The sequence below is a fragment of the Rubrobacter sp. M3-4 genome (genome assembly GCF_059772285.1).
Genome location: NZ_JCBAJP010000018.1, coordinates 1 through 20,438 on the forward strand (window position 1 = coordinate 1; position 20,438 = coordinate 20,438).

General features: G+C 67.6%; 19 protein-coding genes. 7 read left to right on the top strand and 12 right to left on the bottom strand.

Features of this window, described 5'->3' with window-relative positions; genetic code table 11:
- Positions 1 to 250: 250 nt before the first annotated feature.
- Positions 251 to 1,831, bottom strand: a complete 1,581-nt coding sequence (gene mdlC, locus AC6EKW_RS14435; protein WP_498514770.1) for a benzoylformate decarboxylase — start codon at positions 1,829 to 1,831, stop codon at positions 251 to 253.
- 108 nt (positions 1,832 to 1,939) lie between these two features.
- Between mdlC and AC6EKW_RS14440 the strand changes: the two genes are divergently transcribed.
- Positions 1,940 to 2,857: a LysR family transcriptional regulator gene (locus tag AC6EKW_RS14440; RefSeq protein ID WP_273889373.1), complete on the top strand. Its 918-nt coding sequence runs from the start codon at positions 1,940 to 1,942 to the stop codon at positions 2,855 to 2,857.
- Here the strand turns inward: AC6EKW_RS14440 and AC6EKW_RS14445 are convergent.
- The 6 genes from AC6EKW_RS14445 to argC form a co-directional block, all read right to left on the bottom strand.
- Entirely contained in the window at positions 2,839 to 5,124 is a 2,286-nt protein-coding gene (locus tag AC6EKW_RS14445) for a vitamin B12-dependent ribonucleotide reductase (protein WP_273889374.1), read from the bottom strand. The genes AC6EKW_RS14440 and AC6EKW_RS14445 overlap by 19 nt on opposite strands.
- 57 nt (positions 5,125 to 5,181) lie before the next feature.
- Positions 5,182 to 5,658: a transcriptional regulator NrdR gene (gene nrdR, locus AC6EKW_RS14450; RefSeq protein WP_273889392.1), complete on the bottom strand. Its 477-nt coding sequence runs from the start codon at positions 5,656 to 5,658 to the stop codon at positions 5,182 to 5,184.
- 262 nt (positions 5,659 to 5,920) lie between these two features.
- A complete protein-coding gene (locus tag AC6EKW_RS14455; protein ID WP_498514771.1) occupies positions 5,921 to 6,445 on the bottom strand; it encodes a nucleoside deaminase in 525 nt (174 codons plus the stop codon).
- Between the two features lie 35 nt (positions 6,446 to 6,480).
- Positions 6,481 to 7,710: an argininosuccinate synthase gene (locus tag AC6EKW_RS14460; protein WP_498514772.1), complete on the bottom strand. Its 1,230-nt coding sequence runs from the start codon at positions 7,708 to 7,710 to the stop codon at positions 6,481 to 6,483.
- A 26-nt stretch (positions 7,711 to 7,736) separates the two neighbouring features.
- The gene (locus tag AC6EKW_RS14465) at positions 7,737 to 8,219 is read right to left on the bottom strand and encodes an arginine repressor (protein WP_273889377.1); all 483 of its coding nucleotides are present in this window, start codon (positions 8,217 to 8,219) and stop codon (positions 7,737 to 7,739) included.
- Positions 8,220 to 8,232: 13 nt separating this feature from the next.
- On the bottom strand, positions 8,233 to 9,240 hold the full coding sequence (gene argC / locus AC6EKW_RS14470; protein WP_498514773.1) for an N-acetyl-gamma-glutamyl-phosphate reductase: 1,008 nt from the start codon (positions 9,238 to 9,240) through the stop codon (positions 8,233 to 8,235).
- Between the two features lie 92 nt (positions 9,241 to 9,332).
- Between argC and argJ the strand changes: the two genes are divergently transcribed.
- Genes argJ through argF form a run of 4 tightly spaced genes read left to right on the top strand, consistent with a single transcriptional unit; the run spans position 9,333 to position 13,447 of the window.
- Entirely contained in the window at positions 9,333 to 10,556 is a 1,224-nt protein-coding gene (gene argJ, locus AC6EKW_RS14475) for a bifunctional glutamate N-acetyltransferase/amino-acid acetyltransferase ArgJ (protein ID WP_498514774.1), read from the top strand.
- The gene (gene argB / locus AC6EKW_RS14480) at positions 10,553 to 11,308 is read left to right on the top strand and encodes an acetylglutamate kinase (protein ID WP_498514775.1); all 756 of its coding nucleotides are present in this window, start codon (positions 10,553 to 10,555) and stop codon (positions 11,306 to 11,308) included. The genes argJ and argB overlap by 4 nt, the downstream gene beginning before the upstream one ends.
- A complete protein-coding gene (locus AC6EKW_RS14485) occupies positions 11,305 to 12,492 on the top strand; it encodes an aspartate aminotransferase family protein (protein ID WP_498514776.1) in 1,188 nt (395 codons plus the stop codon). The genes argB and AC6EKW_RS14485 overlap by 4 nt, the downstream gene beginning before the upstream one ends.
- A 1-nt stretch (position 12,493) precedes the next feature.
- On the top strand, positions 12,494 to 13,447 hold the full coding sequence (gene argF, locus AC6EKW_RS14490; protein ID WP_273889382.1) for an ornithine carbamoyltransferase: 954 nt from the start codon (positions 12,494 to 12,496) through the stop codon (positions 13,445 to 13,447).
- 7 nt (positions 13,448 to 13,454) lie between these two features.
- Here the strand turns inward: argF and AC6EKW_RS14495 are convergent, their stop codons facing one another.
- Positions 13,455 to 13,652 carry a hypothetical protein gene (locus AC6EKW_RS14495; RefSeq protein WP_273889383.1) on the bottom strand — a complete coding sequence of 66 codons (198 nt, stop codon included), beginning with the start codon at positions 13,650 to 13,652 and terminating at the stop codon, positions 13,455 to 13,457.
- A gap of 258 nt (positions 13,653 to 13,910) precedes the next feature.
- Here AC6EKW_RS14495 and AC6EKW_RS14500 point away from each other — a divergent pair, with 258 nt between their 5' ends.
- On the top strand, positions 13,911 to 14,663 hold the full coding sequence (locus AC6EKW_RS14500) for an SDR family NAD(P)-dependent oxidoreductase (RefSeq protein WP_273889384.1): 753 nt from the start codon (positions 13,911 to 13,913) through the stop codon (positions 14,661 to 14,663).
- A 113-nt stretch (positions 14,664 to 14,776) separates the two neighbouring features.
- Positions 14,777 to 15,808, top strand: coding sequence for an aliphatic amidase (locus AC6EKW_RS14505; RefSeq protein ID WP_273889385.1), 1,032 nt, complete (start codon positions 14,777 to 14,779; stop codon positions 15,806 to 15,808).
- A gap of 58 nt (positions 15,809 to 15,866) precedes the next feature.
- Here the strand turns inward: AC6EKW_RS14505 and AC6EKW_RS14510 are convergent, their stop codons facing one another.
- From AC6EKW_RS14510 to menB, 4 genes are read right to left on the bottom strand one after another with little or no spacing between them, the layout of a single operon-like run.
- A complete protein-coding gene (locus tag AC6EKW_RS14510; RefSeq protein WP_273889386.1) occupies positions 15,867 to 17,093 on the bottom strand; it encodes a cysteine desulfurase-like protein in 1,227 nt (408 codons plus the stop codon).
- A 38-nt stretch (positions 17,094 to 17,131) separates the two neighbouring features.
- Positions 17,132 to 18,568, bottom strand: coding sequence for an o-succinylbenzoate--CoA ligase (menE, locus tag AC6EKW_RS14515; RefSeq protein WP_498514777.1), 1,437 nt, complete (start codon positions 18,566 to 18,568; stop codon positions 17,132 to 17,134).
- The gene (gene menC, locus AC6EKW_RS14520; RefSeq protein WP_498514778.1) at positions 18,565 to 19,578 is read right to left on the bottom strand and encodes an o-succinylbenzoate synthase; all 1,014 of its coding nucleotides are present in this window, start codon (positions 19,576 to 19,578) and stop codon (positions 18,565 to 18,567) included. Before menC ends, menE begins: the two co-directional genes overlap by 4 nt.
- Positions 19,579 to 19,582: 4 nt before the next feature.
- Entirely contained in the window at positions 19,583 to 20,434 is an 852-nt protein-coding gene (gene menB / locus AC6EKW_RS14525) for a 1,4-dihydroxy-2-naphthoyl-CoA synthase (protein ID WP_273889389.1), read from the bottom strand.
- Between the last annotated feature and the right edge of the window lie 4 nt (positions 20,435 to 20,438).

The following is a 20,438-nucleotide window of genomic DNA, read 5'->3' on the forward strand; positions in this document are numbered from 1 at the left end:
ATCACGCCAGTTGGTGAACTCTGCCGGTACCCCGGGGAAGGCATAGGGACCTATCTGAGAGTTGCGCAGCATCCGCGCGATCCCATCCCGCCCCGCCTCCCGCACAAGGTCTTCGAGGCTCCTAGATCCCTCCATCCCTCTCCTCCTTCGTATGGTCCACCTGATATGCAATCTAGCAGCGCGGATCCGGGCGGACAAATACCTTCTGGGTCTCACCTCATATGCGAGAGGTATGGCCCGGGAAGAATCCTCAAGGCCTCCCGACCGGAACCTCTATCAGGTCGGGAGCGCCGGAGGAGAGGGCGTCTTTGAGCGCGGCGGCGAGCTCCTTCGTAGTCTCGACTCTCCTGGCGGCCACGCCGTAGCCCCCGGCCAGCTTCGTGGTATCTATCCCGGGAAGCTCGGTGCCGGGTACGTCCCCGGTCCCCAGGACGCCGCCGAACCATTCGAGCACGGCGTAGCTCTCGTTGCGCAGGATCACGAAGGTCACCGGCACCCCGTAATTCGCCGCGCTCCACAGGGCCTGTATCGAGTACTGGGCGGACCCATCCCCGATAACGGCGACGACCGGCCGCTCGGGGAGGGCCATCTTGACGCCCACGGCGGCCGGCAGCCCGAAGCCGAGCCCGCCGGCGGCCGCGAAGTAGTAGCTGCCGGGCTGCCGCATCCTCACCCGCTCCCAGAAGATTTCCTTGTCCACCGTCGACTCGTTGACGAAGATCGTTCCCTCCGGGAGGACGTCGTCGAGCACGTCGTAGACCGCGCCCGGGGAGAGCGGGAGGCTCTGGGGCGCCGGAGCGGGCCGGGGTGGCGGCTCCGGCTCGGGCCTGCCGGAGTGCGAGACCGCCCCGGCGAGCTGCCGCAACGCCGAGGGCACGTCGACGAGCAGGGCTTCCCCGAAGGGCGCCCGGGCGGCCTCCTCTGGGTCCTGGGTCAGAGCGATCAGGGAGGCCCCAGGCGGCAGGTAGCGCCCCGGCTCGTAGGCGTGGTAGCGGAAGACCGGCGCCCCGGCCACCAGGACGAGATCGTGGCCACGCAGGCATTCTGCGAGCGACTTCATCCCGATCGGGAGCACGCCGCGGAAGCAGGGGTGGTCCGTCGGGAAGGGGCAGCGATATCCGGATGGTGCGACCCAGACCGGCATGCGGCTCTTCTCGGCGAGCCTGACGGCATCCTGGAACGCTCCCCCGGTATCGACCTCGGAACCCACGACGAAGACGGGATTCTCGGCCCGGTCTATTCTCCGGGCCAGCCGGCGCACCGCCCCCTCCTCCAGCACGCCCGGCGCGTCGACCCGCCTCTCGCGCAGAAGCTCAAGCTGCTCCCGGTCGACCTCCGCTGACCAGTCGTCCAGCGGCACCGAGACGAAGACCGGCCCGCGCGGGGGCAGGGATGCGGTGTGTACCGCACGCGAGATCGCAGCGGGAACCTCCTCGGCCCGCGGCGGCTCGTAGCTCCACTTCACCAATGGCTCCGGCAACCGGGTCGCGTGCACGTTCGTGAGCAACGCCTCCAGCGTGATCATGGGCCTCGCCTGCTGCCCGGCCGTCACTACCAGCGGCGAGCGACCGAAACGGGCGTTGACCAGCGCCCCCATCGCGTTGCCCACCCCGGCCGCAGAGTGCAGGTTGACCAGGACCGGGCGGCCCGTGGCCTGCGCGTACCCGTCCGCCATCCCGGCCACGACCCCCTCGTGCAGCCCCAGAACGTACCGGAAATCCGAAGGAAAATCGCTCAGGAAAGGCAGCTCGTTCGACCCCGGATTCCCGAAGATCGTGGTCATCCCCCACCCGCGCAACAGCTCGTAGACAGCCTCCCTGACCGTCGGCATCTCTCCTCCTCTCTCGCACCTCCCGCAGCTTGACATTTTGAGCCCGACATTGCTATATGTCCAATACCGTTTGCACGAACAGGATATACGGAAGAGGTATGGGAAAGGATGGAGCTCAGGCACCTGCAGTACTTCGTCGCGGTGGCGGAGGAGATGAGCATCAGCCGGGCGGCGCAGCGGCTACACATGGCGCAGCCTCCTCTGAGCAACCAGATCAAGCAGCTGGAGAGCGAGCTCGGGGTGTTGCTCTTCGAGCGGACGAGCCGGGGGGTGCGGCTGACGGAGGCCGGGGAGATGCTCCTGGAGGAGGCACGGAGGTTCTTCATCCAGCTGGACCAGGCGGTGCGGGTGGTCCAGCGGGTGGGGCACGGGGAGGTCGGGCGGCTCGCTCTGGGGTTCGTCCCCTCGGCGTCCAACGAGATCTTGCCGGAGATCCTGCACAGCTTCAGGGAGCTCTACCCGGGCGTGGAGCTCTTCCTGAGCGAGATGAAGCCGGACCAGATAGTCCAGCAGCTGCACGAGGGCAAGATAGACGCGGGCTTCCTGTACCTGCCGCTGGAGGATCCCTCGCTCAGCATAGAGCGTGTCTCGCGCGAGCCGCTGGTCCTCGCGCTCCCGGAGCGGCATCCCCTAGCCCCGGAGCCCGAGGTCGACCTGCGGGAGGTCGCGCACGAGCCCTTCATCCTCCCGATGCGCTACCGGCTAATGCCCGGCCTCCACGGACAGGTCACCGAGGCCTGTCGCAGGGCCGGCTTCGTCCCCAACGCCGTCCAGAAGGACGTCTGGCTCATGCAGACGATCGTCGGTCTGGTCGCCGGCGGCCTGGGTGTGGCGCTCGTGCCGGCCTCCGTGCAGAATCTGAGCCGCAAGGGCGTACTCTACAAGAGGGTCTCCGGGCTCTCCCCGAGCGTGGAGCTCGGCTTCGTCTGGCCCCCCGCCAGGTCGAGCCCGGTCCTTGAAGCATTCCTTGCGGTCGTGCGCGAGAATTCACACGATCCCGTCGGGGCTCAACCGCACTTGGAATAGCCACAGGAGTGGCACACCACGCACCCCTCCTGGCGGGTGAGCCCGCTGCCGCACTCCGGGCACGCCCCGATGATGGGCAGGTTCTCACGCTTCTCCGCGCCCTCGACGAGGTAGTGCTCGGCCATGGCCCGCGCCACGCCGTCCGGCACGGAGAGCACCGCGTTCGGTCCGATACCGGCGGGGTGTCCGTCCTGTATGCCCCTCAGCTGGTGCACTATCTCCGCCGGGGTCGCCCCGTGCTTCTCGGCCAGCGAGATCATGCGCCCCAGCGCGTCGGAGAACGCCGAGGCCGTCCCCCCGGCCTTGCCCAGGACGACGAAGCACTCCCTCGGCCCGAACTCGTCGTCGTTCATCGTCACGTAGAGCGGTCCGTGGCCCGTCTGGATCTTCTTCGTCACCCCCGAGAGCGTCCTGGGACGGCCGTTTCGCGCCTCGGCCAGGGAGACCCGGCGGACCTCCTCCTTCGGGGAGGACGAGGTGGTCTTCCCCGTCGAGAGGACCTGCTCCTCGCGTGAGCCGTCGCGGTAGACGGCGATGCCCTTGCAGCCGGTCCTGTAGGCCAGGAGGTAGGCGTCCTCGACGTCCTTCGGCGTCGCCTCGTTGGGCAAATTTATCGTCTTCGAGATGCCCATCGAGGTGTGCTCCTGGAAGGCCGCCTGCATCCGGACGTGCCACTCGGGAGAGATGTCGTGGGCGGTGACCCACACCCGCCTGACGTCCTCCGGAACCTCCTCCAGGTGTCGCACGCTGCCCTCCTGGGCCACCCGGCGCATGAGCTCCTCGGAGTAGAAGCCCCTCTCCCTGGCGAGCCTGACGAACTGGGGGTTCACGTCGGGCATCTCCATGTCGGCCTGACGCCGCATGAAGGCTATGGCGTAGAGGGGCTCTATCCCGCCGGAGCAGCCGGCGATCATCGAGATCGTCCCGGTCGGGGCTATGGTCGTGACCGTGGCGTTGCGCACCCTGTCGCCCCGGGCCTCGTGCCGTGAACCCTCGTAGTTGGCGAAGACGCCTCTCTCCCTGGCGAGCGCGCGCGAAGCCTCCCACGCCTCGTCGTCTATGAACTTCATGACCCGCCGGGCGAAATCGAGCCCCTCCTCGGAGTCGTAGGGGATGCCGAGTTCGATCAGGGCGTCCGCGAACCCCATCACCCCGAGCCCGATGCGGCGGTTGCCCTTGCTCATCTCCTCTATCTGGGGCAGCGGGTAGTTGTTCTGCTCTATGACGTTGTCCAGGAAGCGCACCGCCGTATGCACGGTCTTCCTCAGGTCGTCCCAGTCCACGTAGGTCGAGACCTCGGTGTTCCCATCGGCGAGAGAGGCCCTCTCTCCCCCGCTGCCTTCGACCTTGACGAAGCGCTCGAGGTTTATGCTCCCCAGGTTGCACGAGTCGTAGGGCGGCAGGTGCGCCTCAGAGCAGGGGTTCGTCGACTCTATCTCGAACTGCGGGGTGGGGTTGTCCGCGTTTATCCTGTCGATGAAGACCACGCCGGGCTCGCCGTTGAGGTGGGCTCCCTCCACGATCTTGCGGAAGAGCTCGCGCGCCCTGACCTTCCTTACCACCTCGCCGTTTCTCGGGTTGACGAGCCCGAAGTCCTCGTCACGCTCGACCGCCTGCATGAACGCGTCGGTTATCGCGACGGAGATGTTGAAGTTGTTGATCTGGTCGTTGTCGCGCTTGCAGGTTATGAACTCCTCGATGTCCGGGTGGTCGACGCGCAGGATGCCCATGTTCGCCCCGCGCCTGGTCCCGCCCTGCTTTATCTTGTCCGTGGAGGCGTCGTAGATCGCCATGAACGAGACCGGCCCGCTGGAGACGCCCATCGTGCTCTTGACGATGTCGTTCTTGGGCCTAAGACGCGAGAACGAGAAGCCCGTCCCACCCCCGGACTTGTGGATCATCGCCTGGTGCTTCAGGGTCTCGTAGATGCCGTCTATGGAGTCCGGGACGGGCAGTACGAAACACGCCGAGAGCTGCTGCAACTCCCTTCCGGCGTTCATGAGGGTCGGCGAGTTGGGCATGAACTTCCGCGAGAGCATCAACTGCAGGAAGCGCTCCCGCCACTCCTCGTACAACGCCCGGCCCTTCTCTCCCTCGGTGAACTTCAGCTCCGCCTCGGCGATGTTCGCCGCCACCCGGCGGAACATGTCTATGGGCTCCTCTATGGCCTCCCCGCGCTCGTTCTTCTTCAGGTAGCGCTTCTTGAGAACCGCGAGCGCGTTCTCGGTCAGTTCTATGTCGGTCAACCGTTCGAGATCGGAATCCATGCCCATCCTCCCCTGATTCTACTGCGCGGCGGGCTCTTCCCACCCCTGTTTTTTCGACTACCTCGCGCCCGTGTTGCTCAACCTCGACCCGGCGAGCTTCATCAGCTCCGAGCGGAACTGGTCCACGTCGGTGTATTGACGGTAGACGGAGGCGAACCTCAGATAGGAGACCATGTCTATGTGCCGGAGCTTGAGCAGGACCATGTCCCCGAGCCTTCTCGAGGTGACCTCGTGCCTGCGCCGCTCCCTTATCTCCGTCTCTATCTCATCCACTATCAGGTCTATGGTCTCCCCGGAGATCGGACGCTTCGCACACGCCTTCTCAAGCCCGGCCCGCAGCTTGCCCCGGTCGAAGGGCTCCCGCTCCCCACTGCGCTTGACCACCATTATCTGCAGCGGCTCCCGCCGCTCGTAGGTGGTGAAACGCCTCCCACAAGAAAGACACTCCCGACGACGCCTCACCGCATCCTTGCTCTCCGAAAGCCGCGAGTCTATGACCTTCGTGTCCTCGTAATCACAGTACGGACACTGCATTCTCACCCCCCGCTCTCTGCGCAATACCATATCTGGGCTGCGCAAAAAGCTAGCACACCACATTTTCGGATCGCAACACCGGCTATTTAAACCTCAACATGAACTTCATCAAGCAATACCATGCAAAAATGCGTTGTTTAAGCGGTTTAACAGAGAGGAGCCCCGGGTGAAAAATTTTTTGAAAAAATTTTCGTCTCGTTCGCCATCACCAAAATTACCGGCAAAGCGCGTACCTTCACATCCGGTTCACACATCGAAGATTTCAGCTGGACTTCAAACTTCGATACCTCTCAACCTGTGGTTCAGGTGTATCCGGGCTTCCCTGGGAGGGGCGCCGTCGGGCGTGAAAGAAGGAGCGCAGGAGACTTGCGGATTCCCCTTCGAGCACCCCGCGCGATGTGCGGGTGGTATGGTTGAGGCGGGAGTCTTCGGGGACGCTGTGGAGGGTTCCGGCGTAGCCGGCTTTGGGGTCCGGGGCGGCGTAGACGAGGCGGGAGAGGCGTGCGGCGTGGACGGCGCCGGCGCACATCGGGCAGGGCTCGAGGGTCGAGTAGAGGGTGCAGCCGGTGAGACGCCAGCCGCCGAGCCTTGCGGCCGCCCGTCGGATCGCGAGGAGTTCGGCGTGAGCGGTGGGGTCACCGGTCGCCTCGCGTTCGTTGGAGGCCACGGCGAGCACCTCCTCCCCGCGGGCCACGACGGCGCCCACGGGCACCTCGCCTCTGGAGGCGGCCTCACGGGCGGCTTCGAGCGCCCGGCGCATCATGATGGAATCCAGCTTTTCACCCACGCGTAGAGGTTACCGCAGCCAGGCCTCTTCCGCTCTCAGCCGGCTCTCTGTGGCGAGACCCGTTCGATCCCACCGTGGACGGCGGCCCACTGGCGGGCCGGCAGCCCCCAGAGCGCGATGAACCCGGCGGCGGCGGACTCGTCGAAGGTGCTCTCGGGGTCGTAGGTGGCGAGGTCCTTGCTGTAGAGGGCCTTCGGGGCGCTGCGCGAGACCGGCGTGAAGGTACCTTTGTAGAGCTTCATGCGGATGGTGCCGGTGACGGCTTTCTGGGTCTCGTCGACAAAGGCATCGAGGGCCGCCTTGAGCGGGGTGAACCACAGGCCCTCGTAGGCGAGCTCGGCGTAGCGCTGCTCTACGTGAGCCTTGAAGCGCAGCACGTCCTTGGGGAGAGTCAGGCTCTCGAGCTCCTGGTGGGCAGCGATGATGACGGTCGCGGCGGGGACCTCGTAGATCTCGCGGCTCTTTATCCCGACCAGGCGGTCTTCGATCATGTCGAGGCGCCCGACGCCGTGGGAGCCCGCGATCTCGTTCAGGTGAGCGATGAGCGCGACGAGCGGCATCTCCTCACCGTCCAGGCTGACCGGGAGCCCCTCCTCGAAGCCGAGCTCGACGTAGGTGGGCTCGTCCGGGGCGTCTTCGGGGTCGGTGGTGAGCTCGTAGACGTCGGGGGTGGGTTCGTGCTCCGGGTCCTCGAGCGGCCCGGCCTCTATCGAGCGGCCCCAGAGGTTCTCGTCCACGCTGTAGGGGGACTCCTTCGTCGCGGGGACGGGGATGCCGTGCTCGCGGGCGTACTCTATCTCCTCGGGGCGGCTCATCTTCCAGTCGCGGGTCGGGGCGACCACGATGAGGTCCGGGGCGAGCGAGGCGGTCGTCACGTCGAAGCGTACCTGGTCGTTGCCCTTGCCCGTCGAGCCGTGCGCGATGTGGGTAGCCCTGACCCGGCGGGCCGCCTCGACGAGCTTCTTCGAGATCAGGTAGCGACCGAGCGCGGTAAACAGCGGGTACTTCCCGCCGTAGAGCGCGTTGGCTTTTATCGCCGGGGCGACGTACTCCCCGGCGAACTCTTCCTTCCCGTCCACGACGAAGCAGTCCGCGGCGCCTATCGCGAGGGCCTTCTCCTTCACGTCGGTCTCGGCCTCGCCCTGCCCCAGGTCAACATACAGAGCGTAGGGCTCGGCCCCCTTCTCCTCCAGGCGCTTTATGCTCACCGAGGTGTCGAGCCCCCCGGAGTATGCGAGCACGACCTTCTTGCCTTCGAGCGACATACGATGACTCCTATCTTCCTTCGAAGCTACTCCATGCTCCCGGCCGGGCGGGTGCGGGCGCGGCAGACGTCGGCGATGAGGTCCGCGACCTCCTTTGCGGCCTGTGTGTCCGGCGCGACCGCGAGCACGGTGTCCTGCCCGGCGACGGTCCCGACTATCTTGAGACCCTTCACCCGGTCGAGGACGCTCGAGACGGCCCCAGCGGTCCCGTCGCGGGTGTGGATGACGACGATGTTCTGCGCCGGGGTGACGCCGAGGACGAAGCTCGGCAAGACCTCGATGCTCGCCGAACCCGGCTCGTGCGGGAGCGCGAGATAACGGTTCCCCACCTTGAGAACCCCCAGCTCGGCCAGGTCCCGGCTGACGGTGGCCTGGGCGACCTCGACCCCCTCCTCGGCGAGCGCCGCGACGACGTCCTGCTGGGTGCCGAGCTCCCGCTCGGAGATGAGCCTGAGTATGAGGTTCTGCCTGGTCGTCTTGTCCACGTTCAAGCCAGCCTGCGAGTCCAAAGCGCCTTCCCTCCTACCTGAGATGTGCGAGCCCGAGGTCCTCGGGGTACCCGAATGCCAGGTTCATGTTCTGCACCGCCTGCCCCGCAGCCCCCTTGAGCAGGTTGTCCTCGGCCGCGAAGAGAAGCAGCCTCCCGGCGCGCCCGTCGACCGCCGCCGAAAGCCTGACCCGGTTGGTGTTGGCGACGTGCGAGATCTGGGGGAGCTCCTCCCGCCCCTCGACGAAGGACCACCCCTCGTAGTCCTCTTCGTACCAGCGCAAGACATCCTCCGCCTCCGGCACCTCGTCCAGATCCACGACGATCGTCTCAAGGATGCCCCGGCTCACCGGGATGAGATGCGGCACGAAGGTGACCGGCGGCACCTTCCCGAAGCGCCGCAGCGCCTCCTCCATCTCCGGCGTGTGCCGGTGGCGCGGCACCCCGTACGGCGTGACGTTCTCGTTGGCGCTCACGAAGTGGGTCCTCGCGCCCGGCTTCGCCCCGGCCCCGCTCACCCCGGAGAGCGCGTTTACCGCGACGGCCCGGATCCTACCACCCACCCGCTTCACCACCGGCGCGAGCGCGAGAACGGCCGCCGTCGGGTAGCAGCCGGGGTTCGCGACCAGCCTCCCCTCCGGCCTGCCGAACAGCTCGGGAATCCCGTAGTGGGCCTCCGCGATGAGCTCCCGCGCGGGATGCTCCCCGTACCACTCGCCATACAGAGCCTCAGGGAGCCGGAAATCGGCCGAGAGGTCGACCACGAGCTTCGCCCCGGCATCGAGGATCTCCTTCACCGCCCGCGCGCTCTCCCCGTGCGCGTACGCGACGAACGCCACATCGAGCGCCCCCGCATCCACCTCCTCGGGAGAGACGAACTTCCCCTCCACCGCCAGATGCGGGTAGACCTCGCCCACACACCTCCCGGCATGCCCCCGCGAGGCCACCTCGAGCCTGCCGACCTCCGGGTGCCCGGAGAGGAGCCTCACCAGCTCCTGCCCCGCGTACCCGCCGCCACCGTATATACCGACCGCAAGTCCCATGCGCCCTATTGAACCAGCTGTCGGATAAATATTCAAGAAATTGAATAAAATCGTTGACCCCGGCGGTTCTGGATGCGACAATAGCCGGGCCGATGAATAAGTTTGCAGAATATGGAATAAAGATCCTCCCTGGCGTGGCGGCTCTGCCGGAGGGGTTTTCGTGCGGTGCTGCGGCGGGCGGGATCCGGGAGGAGGGCAGGCTCGATGTGGGGGTGCTCTTCTCGGAGCTTCCGTGCGCCTCGGCCGGGGTGTACACGCGGAACGCGGTGAAGGCCGCGCCGCTCCTCGTAACCCGCGAGGCGATAGAGGGCGGGGACGTGCGGGCGGTCGTCGCGAACAGCGGCAACGCGAACGCGGCGACCGGGGAGCGGGGAATCGCGGACGCGAGGAGGATGCAGGAGGTCGCCGCGGAGGCGCTCGGGGTCGGGTCGGGGGAGGTCGCCGTCGCCTCCACCGGGGTCGTCGGGGAGTACCTGCCGATGGAGAAGGTGGCACGTGGCATACGGGGGGCGTGCGAGGCGCTCGGGCGCGGGGGCGAGGGCTTCGCGCGCGCGATCCTGACGACCGACACCGGGACCAAGGGGTGCGTGGCGCGCTGCGAGGTGTCCGGGAGGGACGTAGAGGTATGGGGGGTCGCGAAGGGGAGCGGCATGATCCACCCGAACATGGGTACGATGCTCGCCTTCCTCGCCACCGACGCCGCGGTGGAGAAGAAGTATCTGCAGGAGCTGCTGCGGGAGGCGACCCGGCGCACGTTCAACCGGGTCACGGTCGACGGGGACACCTCCCCCAACGACATGGCGATCGCGCTCGCGAACGGCGCCGCGGGGAACGTGCCCGTCGCGAAAGACTCGCCGGACCATCCGGCGTTCGCGGCCGCGGTGGAGGGCGTGATGCGGCACCTGGCGCGTGAGATCGCCCGCGACGGCGAGGGGGCGACGAAGTTGATCGAGGTGTCCGTGGAAGGGGCGCGGGACGAGGAGTCGGCGGCGGCTCTCGCCCGGGCAGTCGCGGGGAGCAACCTGGTCAAGGCCGCGGTCTTCGGCGAGGACGCCAACTGGGGGCGGGTGCTCGTCGCCATGGGCTACTCCGGGGCACCCTTCGACCCGGGCCGGGTCGAGATCCGATTCGGCGACGTCGTCGTCTTCTCCGGCGGAGAGCCGGCAGCCTACGACGAGGCGGAGGCGGGGGCGGCGCTCTCCGGAGAAGAGGTCAGGATCTCGGCCCGCCTCGATGAAGGGGACGGGTCGGCCGAGGCGTGGGGCTGTGACCTCACCCACGGCTACGTCGAGATCAACGGGAGCTACCGGACGTGAAGCCCGTCGTCGTCAAGGTCGGAGGCGGGTCGCTGGCAGGAGGGGCGCTCGCGGATCTGCCGCGCCTGGTGGAGCTGGGGGCGCCGGTCGCGCTGGTGCACGGAGGAGGGGTCCAGCTCAGCCGGATGCTCGACGCGCTCGGCATGAAGAGCGAGTTCAGGGAGGGGTTGCGGGTCACGAGCCCGGAGGCCGCGGAGGTCGCCGAGATGGTCTTCTGCTCCCTCGGCAAGGCGCTCGTCCGGCAGCTCCAGTCCCGCGGGGTCGCGGCGGCCGGTGTCTCGGGCACCGACGGACCGACGCTTTTGGTCGAGCCGGTCGTGGGCCTCGGCCGGGTCGGGGAGGTAAAGGAGGTGCGGCCGCACCTGGTGCGGACGCTGTGGGAGGGCGGCTTCGTCCCGGTCATCGCCCCGCTCGGGCTCGGGCCGGAGGGAGTGTACAACGTCAATGCCGACCTGGCGGCGGCCTCCCTCGCCATCGGTCTCGGGGCCGGGACGTTGCTGCTGCTCACCGACGTCGACGGGCTGCTCGAGGGAGGAAGGGTGGTGAGCTCGCTCACCCCCGAAGGGTGCGAAGAGCGCATCGGAGACGGGACCGCGGCCGGGGGGATGGTCCCGAAGCTGCGGGCCGCCGCCGCGGCCGCGCGCGGCGGAGTCGAAGCGAGGATAGTCAACGGCGGCAGGGAAGGGATGCTGCTTCGGGCCGCCTCCGGAGAAAAGGTCGGTACGCTAGTGTCGGGAGGAGACATCACATGACGGCCCTGATGGACAACTACAAACGACTCGGTATAGCGCCCGTGAGCGGGCAGGGGAGCTGGCTCTTCGATGCGGAAGGCAAGAGCTACCTGGACTTCATCGGCGGGATCGCCACGAACTCTTTGGGCCACGCCCACCCCGCGCTGGTCTCGGCCATCAAAGAACAGGCGGAGAAGCTCATCCACTGCTCGAACCTCTACCGGGTGCCGCTGCAGGAGGAGGTGGCGGAGATCCTGACCGGCGCGACAGACTTCGAGAGGGTCTTCTTCTGCAACTCCGGCACCGAGGCGGTCGAGGCCGCGATAAAGCTCGCCCGGCGCCACGCCTACACCAAGCACGGTCCACAGAAGCACGAGATCATCACCTTCAGCCGCTCGTTCCACGGGCGTACCTACGGCGGTCTCACCGCGACGGCCCAGCCGGCGCTGCAGGAGGGTTTCGGGCCGCTTCCGGAGGGCTTCGTCTACGTCCCGTTCGGAGATCTGAAGTCCACGCGAGAGGCCGCAGGACCGCAGACCGCCGCGATCCTCGTCGAACCCATCCAGGGTGAGAGCGGGATCAACGTGCCGCCCGAAGGGTTCCTCGAAGGCCTGCGAGAGATCTGCGACGAGCACGACGCGCTCCTCGTCTTCGACGAGGTTCAGACCGGGGCCGGGCGCACCGGACACCTCTACGCTTACCAGGGTACCGGCGTCGTCCCCGACGCGATAACGAGCGCCAAGGGCCTCGGCGGCGGGGTGCCGGTCGGGGCGCTGCTCGCGAAGGAGGAGTACGCCTCGCTCACCCCCGGCACCCACGGCTCGACCTTCGGCGGCAACCCGCTCGCGATGGCCGCGGTAAAAGCCGTCCTCGGCGTCATAAACGAGCCCGGTTTCCTGGAGGAGGTGCGCGTCAAGGGCACGATCCTCAAGAGCGCCCTCTCGAAGCTCGCCGAGAAGGTGCCCGGGTCCGAGGTGCGCGGCGAGGGGCTCCTGCTCGGGTTCGAACTCGGCCCGGAGATCGCGCCGCGCGTCTTCGAGCACTGCCTCGAGGAAGGGGTGCTCGTCAGCATGATCGGGGGGACGACCCTGCGCCTCGCCCCGCCACTCACCGTGACGAGGGCGGAGGTGCGGTACGCGCTCGACACCTTCCGAGAGGGCGTCGAAAAGGCGCTCGGCGAAAAAAAAGAGAAGGCGGTGGCCTGAGATGATCCCTTCCTCCGACTACCAGAGTCCTTCCCTCTCCCCCATCTCCGGGCGTGACTGCCTCACGCTCGCCGAGTTCTCACCCGAGGAGATCAAACTCATCCTGGGAGAGGCCGCCAAGCTCAAGGCGCTGCGCCGGGCGCGGGTCCCGTTCCAGCCGCTGCGCGGCAGGACGCTGGCGATGGTCTTCCAGAAGCCCTCCAACCGCACGCGGGTCTCCTTCGAGGTCGGGATGTACCAGCTGGGCGGCCACGCGCTCAACATAAAACCCGACGAGATACAGATGGGAAAGCGCGAGACCCCCTCGGACACGGGAAGGGTCCTCGCCCGCTACATCGACGCGATCATGGTCCGCACCTTCGACCACGCCGAGCTCGAAGAGCTGGCCGACGCCGCGGACGTCCCCGTGATAAACGGCCTCTCCGACACCCACCATCCCTGCCAGGCGCTCGCCGACCTCCTCACCGTGCAGGAGAACTTCGGCACGCTCGAAGGCGTGAGGATAGCCTTCGTCGGCGATGGCAACAACGTCGCCCACTCTTTAGCAATAGGCTGCGCGCTCACCGGCGCACAGCTCACGATAGCCCACCCGGAGGGCTACGCTCCGGACCCCGAGGTGGTCGAGCTCGCCGCCTCCCTCGGAGCAGCCCCGAAGCTCACCAACGACCCCGAGGAGGCCGTTTCGGACGCGCAGGCCGTCTACACCGACGTGTGGGCGAGCATGGGACAGGAGTCGGAGGCCGAGGAGCGCAAGCAGAGGTTCCTCCCCTACCAGGTGAACGGGAAGCTCATGTCCCTCACCGCAGACGATGCCATCTTTCTGCACTGCCTCCCGGCGCACCGCGGGGAGGAGGTCACCCCGGAGGTGATAGACGGGCCGCAGAGCAGGGTCCTAGACCAGGCCGAGAACCGCCTGCACGCCCAGAAGGCGCTCCTGTACCTGCTGCTGAGCTAGAGGAGGCTCAGGCCGCAGCCTCCCCAGGGTCCATCCTGCAAACGTAGACGTCGCAGGACTCGGGCCTGAGTTCCCAGTAGTTGAGGATGACACACTCACCCATACCCTCGAGCGAGACCACGCTGCCCTCCTCAGGCAGCGTCTCCGCGAACCCGCATCCCACGACGCCTCCGGTCTCGGAGTCTATGTAGTGGACCGCGACCATTTCATGCTCCTTTCGGCGCTCCGGCTCCTTCCACACTCACTCTAGAACAACCGTTACGATAGAACAAATTTTTTATTCTTATCATGAGAATAATTTTTTTCGATACCGTGGCCCGGTTTTGACCCAACCGGGCGGGAGGGGTAGATTCCCATAGTCAACGGTGGGATCGTCTGCAGAAAGGGATAAAAGCAATCGATACCACGGCAAGGACGGCTCCCGAACCGGGGGCGATACATCCAGGAAGGAGGGGATCCGGCTTTGGAAGGGATCGAGGGAAAGGTGGCCATCGTGACCGGAGGAGGCGGGGGTCTCGGGGAGGGGATCTGCCGGGTTCTGGCCGGGCGTGGGGCGCTGGTGGCCGCGGTGGACGTAGACGAAGAGAAGGCGGGCAAGGTCGCCGCGGAGGTGGAGAAGGAAGGGGGCCGGTGCATCGGGCTTTCGGCGGATGTCTCGGATCGGAGCTCAGTGGAGCGGATGGTCGGGCGTGTCGCGGAGGAGCTCGGCGGGGCGGACATCCTGGTCAACAACGCCGCGATCTACCCCTTGCGGCCGTGGACCGAGATAGAGGAGGACGAGTGGGATCGGGTGCTCTCGGTCAACCTAAAGGGCTACTTCCTGTGCGCCCGGGCGGTCCATCCGCACATGAAAGAGCGCGGGTGGGGCCGCATCGTCAACATCGCCTCCATCACCTTCCTGCTCGGCTGGGCCGGGTTTCTGGACTACGTCTCCTCAAAAGGGGGGATCGTCGGCTTCACCCGCACGCTCGCCCGTGAGGTCGGGCCGGAGGGGATCACGGTGAACGCCGTCTCCCCCGGCGCGTTCCCCACCGACGCCGAGAAGGTCCACCCGGACCAGGAGGGCTACAACCGCTGGATCCTGGAGCAGCAGTGCATAAAGAGGCGGGGCAGACCGGAGGACGTCGGGTACGCCGTCGCGTTCTTCGCGAGCGAGGAGGCCTCCTTCATCACCGGGCAGACGCTCGAGGTCGGCGGCGGCTGGGCCATGCGCTGATCACGCTGACACGGAAGGTACAATATCCCCGAAAGGGGGTGATACACGGGGATCGAGCTGGAGCACACCTGATCTCAAAACTTTCGGGCAGCCAGCGGAAGGAGGCGAGAAGCATGCGTCACGGGGACATCTCCTCGAGCAGGGACACCGTCGGCGTCGCCGTGGTCAACTACCAGATGCCACGGCTGCACAGCAGGGAAGAGATTCTCGAGAACTGCCACAAGATCGGCAGCTACATCGACGGGCTCAAGCGGGGTTATCCGGGGCTCGACCTCGCGATCTTCCCGGAGTACTCCACCCACGGCATACTCTACGACCACGACGAGATGATGGAGCTCTCGGCCGAGATACCCGGGGAGGAGACCGAGATCTTCGCCGAGGCGTGCCGCAGGAACGGTGTGTGGGGCGTGTTCTCGCTCACCGGCGAGAAGCACGAGGATCATCCCAACAAGACACCGTACAACACGCTCATCCTGATGAACCCGGAGGGCGAGATCGTCCAGCGCTACCGCAAGATCCTGCCGTGGTGCCCCATCGAGGCCTGGTACCCCGGCGACCGGACCTACGTCAGCGAGGGACCCAAAGGGATCAAGGTGAGCCTCATCATCTGCGACGACGGCAACTACCCGGAGATCTGGCGCGACTGCGCGATGAAGGGTGCGGAGCTGATCGTCCGCTGCCAGGGGTACATGTACCCGGCCAAGGAGCAGCAGGTGATGATGGCCCGCACGATGGCCTGGGCGAACAACTGCTACGTCGCGGTCGCCAACGCCGCGGGCTACGACGGGGTCTACTCGTACTTCGGGCACTCCTCGATCATCGGCTTCGACGGGCACACTTTAGGCGAAACGGGTACCACCCCGATGGAGAACCAGTACGCGGAGATCTCCATCAGCCAGATCCGGGACGCCCGGGCCAACTGGCAGTCGCAGAACCACCTCTACAAGCTCGTCCACCGCGGTTACACCGCCACGATAAAAAGCGGCGAGGACGGGCGCTACGGGTTCGCGGAGAACCCGTTCGAGTTCTACCGGATGTGGGTCAACGAGCCGGAGAAGGCCCGCGAGCAGGTCGAAAGGATCACACGCCGGACTCCCGGCACAGAAGACTCCCCGATCGAAGGCATCCCCTCGACCGTGCGCTGAGGGAGGGTCACAAAGCTCCAAGCGGGAGGGACCGGATGGCCCTCCCGCTTCTTCCCTTCTACCCGGCCAGCTCCGCGAGCACCCCGATAAATTCCTCTATCTCCTCCGCGATGTTGTACGGGGCCAGGCCCGCCCTTACGAACCCGCCCTCATCCCGGATGCCGAGCCTCCCGGCGAGGGTGGAGGCGTAGAAGTCCCCGTCGGCGACGAAGAAGCCCCTTTCGGCCATGTACTCGCAGACCTCGCGCGGAGTATGGCCTGCGAGACGGAACGCGACCGTGGGGGTCTTTCGGACGCCGTCGGGGGCGGCGTAGAGGGTCACCCCGGGGATCTCGCGCAGCGCGGCGCGGAAGCTCTGCGCGAGGGAGTCCTCGTACTCCTCTATCGCCCGCATCCCGGAGAGTATCCTCTCACGCAGGCTGCTCCCGCCGCCGAGCGAGGCGATGAAGTCTACGGCTCCTTTGACCCCGGCGATCCCCTCGTGGTTCTGGGTGCCCGTCTCGAGTCTGTCGGGGATGTTGTCGGGGGCGGGCTCGACCTTGTACGGCTCGAGGCGCTCGAAGAGGGGCCGCCTCACCGCGACGATCCCCACGTGCGGACCGAAGAACTTGTACGCCGAGCAGGAGAGGACGTCCGCCCCGAGCGCGTCGCGGTCCATCGGGAGGTGAGGCGCGGCGTGCACCGCGTCCACCGCGACGACGGCCCCGACCTCGTGCGCCTGGCGGGAGATCTCCGCCACCTCGTTCACCGTGCCCACCGCGTTCGAGGCGAGACCGACGGCGACGAGGCGGGTCCTCCCGTTTACCTTCTCCTCCAGGTCGGAGAGATCGAGGGTGAGGGTCTCGGTGTCCACCCGGATCCAGCGCGTTTTTACTCCCTTATCCGAAGCGGCAAGGAGCCAGGGGTCGACGTTGGCCCGGTGGTCGAGCTCGGTGACGACGATCTCGTCGCCCTCTCCCCACTCCCTGGCCAGCGCCCGCGAGAGGGCGAAGGTGAGCGTGGTCATGTTCGGCCCGAAGGCGACCTCCTCCGCCTCCGCGCCGAGCAGCGCCGCCGCTGCGGCGCGGGCACCGGCGATGATCTCCTCGGTCTCGACGCTCGTGGCGAACGCCCCGTGCAGGTTCGCCCCGCCGCGCTCCATGTAGCCCGCGACCGCCTCTATCGCGCCCCTGGCGACCTGCGAGCCGCCGGGCCCGTCCAGGTAGACCGCCGGACGCCCGCCCACCTTGCGTCCGAGCGCCGGGAATTCCTTCCGAACCGCCTCCACATCGAACGTCTTCTGCACGGGGATCCCCCTTCTCCTCGATCTCGGATCTGAGTCTATCAGCGACCGGCGCGGAGCTCCCGGGCGAGCCTGCGGAAGAGACCGCGATCCACCTTCATCCCCTCGGGGAGGCCGGAGGGCCAGGGGTAGAAGGCGTCGGGGACCTTGAAGCCGGGGAGGGTCTCGCGGAGGGCGCGGGAGAGCTCCTGCGCCGGGGGCTCGCCCACGCCGCGGACGAAGGCGACGGGCCGCTCGCCGAACTCCTCGTCGGGGACCGGGACGACGACCGCCTGCTCGACGCCCTCCATCCGGCAGAGGATTTCTTCTATCTCCTCGGGCTGGACGTTCTCGCCGCCGGAGACGAAACGGTTGTCCATCCGGCCGCTCACGTGCAGGTAGCCCCTCTCGTCGAGGTGCCCGAGGTCGCGGGTGTGGAACCATCCCTCGGCGTCGAGCGGGCGCTCCACCCCGCCGTCCTTCAGGTAGCCGGCGAAGAGCGTCCCGCCGCGCACCAGGATCTCTCCTTCTCCGGAGATCGAGAGCTCGCGGTGGGGCAGGACCCTCCCGGAGCTCGAGAGCTCCTCGCGCGAGGCCCCGGGCGGGGTGGAGGTGACCTGCGAGGCCATCTCGGTGAGGCCGTAGCTGGTGTGGACCGGGATGCCCCTGCGTACGGACTCGGAGATGAGGGACGGAGGCATCGCGCTCGCCCCGAGCAAAACGGCCCTGAGGCCGCCGAGCGCGGGGCTCTCCTCGCGCAGGAGCCTTACGAGCTGGGTGGAGACGAGCGAGGCGTGGGTCACGCCGAGGCGCGAGATCTCCCGCCCCAGCGGCGCTCCCTCCTCCGGCAGCGCGATCGTGGCCCCGGAGAGGAGGCACTTGAAGAGGATCGAGATACCCCCCACGTGGTAGAGCGGGAGCGAGAGCATCCAGCGGTCGCCGGGGGCGAGGGTGATGTTCTGGTTGGAGCCCGCGGCGTTGAAGTAGTGGTTGGCGCAGGTGTGCAGGGCGGCCTTGGGCTCCCCGGTGCTCCCGGAGGTGAAGACGACGGTCGCGGGCCGGTCGAGTTCGATGTCGAGAGGGGTGGGAGCGTACGCCGCCCCCTCCTCTACCAGGAGATCCTCCGGGCGCAGCCGCACGACGCCCTCGAGCCCCCGCAGCAGCGCTGCGTCGTCGGAGATAAGCACTCCGCACCCGGCGCGCCGCAGAGCGTCCCGCACGCCCGGGAGCGGCAGGCGGGTGCTCACCGGGCAGGCGACCCCTCCGGCGCGCATCACCCCGAGCATCAGGACGACGTACCGCCAGCCCCGCCTCATGTGTAGAGCAACGCGGGAGCCGTCCCCGAGCCCTCTCCCCTCCAGAGCCTGCGCCGCCGCCGAGACGAGGCGGTCGAGCTCCCGGTAGGTGATCCGGACGCCATCCCCCTCGACGGCGGGGGTCTCTGGAAACTCTCGCGCGCGCTCGCGCAGCGGGCAGGGGACGGTGCACTCCTCCCTCACGCCGCCACCTCCTCTAGACGGTCCTTCAGGACAGCGTGCTCCCCGGAGAGGAGCGCGGCGGCGTCCACCCGCGGCCCCGTGAGCGGGAGCGGGCTCTCGAGTATGTCCTCCTCGAAGGCGCGGTAGGTGTCGAGCCCGGCGGGAGCGTCCCCGAGGGAGGCGGCGAGCGCGAGGAGGCCCAAAGTGCCGACCCCGCTCTCGTAGGAGGAGCTCGCGACCGCGACCGCCCCGATGCGGCGCGCCTCCCGCGCGAAGGCGAGCGAGCGCGAGAGCCCGCCGAGGAGCGTGGGCTTTAGGACCACGGCCCGCACGTGGCGGCAGCGGGCGAGATCCTCCGGTTCGATCTCGCGGAGGGTCTCGTCGAGCGCAATGGGGATGCCGGTCTCCTCCGCCAGTCGGGGTAGCTCCGCGGGCTCGTAGAGCGGCTCCTCCAGGTATTCGATCGGCACCCCGCGGACGGCGCGGCAGAAGCGCAAGGCCTCCCCGAAACTCCAGGCCCGGTTGGCGTCGAGCCGCAGCCGGATACCGCCGAGCAGGGCTGAGAGCTCCCCGACGAGCGCGGCCTCCTCTTCGGGAGCCGCGCGCCCGACCTTGAGCTTGACGGCCACATAGCCCGCCTCGCGCATCCCCTCCGCCTCGGGGAGCACCGCCTCGGGCGGGCCCTCCAGAAGGCCGCAGAGGCGCACCTCCGACGCCGGGTGCGGCGAGAGGAGCGCGTGGAGCGGCCTGCCGGAGGAGGCTGCTTCGAGGTCGAGGCGGGCCAGCTCGAAGGCGAAGCGGGCGGAGGGGGAGGCGTGGTCGGGGTCCCCGCCCGCGGCGAGGGCGCGCAGGTCGTGCGCGGCCTCCTCCAGGGTCTCGCGCGAGAAGCCCGGCAGGGGTGCGGCCTCGCCCCAGCCGCAGGCTCCGCCTTCCTCCAGCCGGATCAGGAGCCCCTCCCGCACCGGGAGGGTCTTTCCGCCGGGGGTCGGCGGGCCCGCGAGCGGCAGGCGGTAGCGGTAGAGCCCGAACAAACCCTCAGGAGCGGCGGGGGAACTTCGAGAAGTCGGGTTTGCGCTTCTCCAGGAAGGCGTTGCGCCCCTCCTGCGCCTCTTCGGTGCTGTAGAAGATCAGGTTCGCATCGTGGGCGAGCTGCTGGATGCCGGCGAAGCCGTCCTCGTAGGCGTTGAAGCTCGCCTTGAGCAGCCGCAGCGCGAAGGGCGATTTCTCGAGCATCTCCCTGCACCACCGGACCGTCTCCTCCTCCAGGCGCTCCAGCGGCACCACCGCGTTCACCAGCCCCATCTCGAGTGCCTCCTGCGCCGAGTAGGTGCGGCCCAAAAACCAGATCTCCTTGGCCTTCTTCGGGCCGACGAGCTGGGTGAGGATCGAGGTCCCGTAACCGCCGTCGAAGGAGCCGACCCGTGTGCCGCTCTGTCCGAACTTCGCGTTGTCGGCGGCGATCGTCAGGTCGCAGAGGACGTGCAGGACGTGCCCGCCGCCGACGGCGTAGCCCGCGACCATCGCTACGAGGGGCTTGGGGCAGCGCCGCATCTGCAGGTGGAACTCGGTGACGTCGAAGCGCCCGATGGATTCCCCGCCCGGCGTGCGGGGCGGGTTCTCCGGGTCTTCGAGGTATCCGGTGTCGCCCCGCACCTTCTGGTCCCCGCCGGAACAGAACGCCTCAGGGCCCTCTCCGGTCAGGATGATCACCCCGATCTCGGGGTCGTTGCGGGCGTCTTCGAGCGCCCGTGACATCTCGATGACCGTCAGCGGCCGGAAGGCGTTGCGGACCTCGGGGCGGTTTATGGTGATCTTGGCGATCCCCTCGGCCTTGTGGTACCTGATGTCCGTGTAAGAGCCTGCTTCTTTCCAGTCTATGGTAGCCATGGAA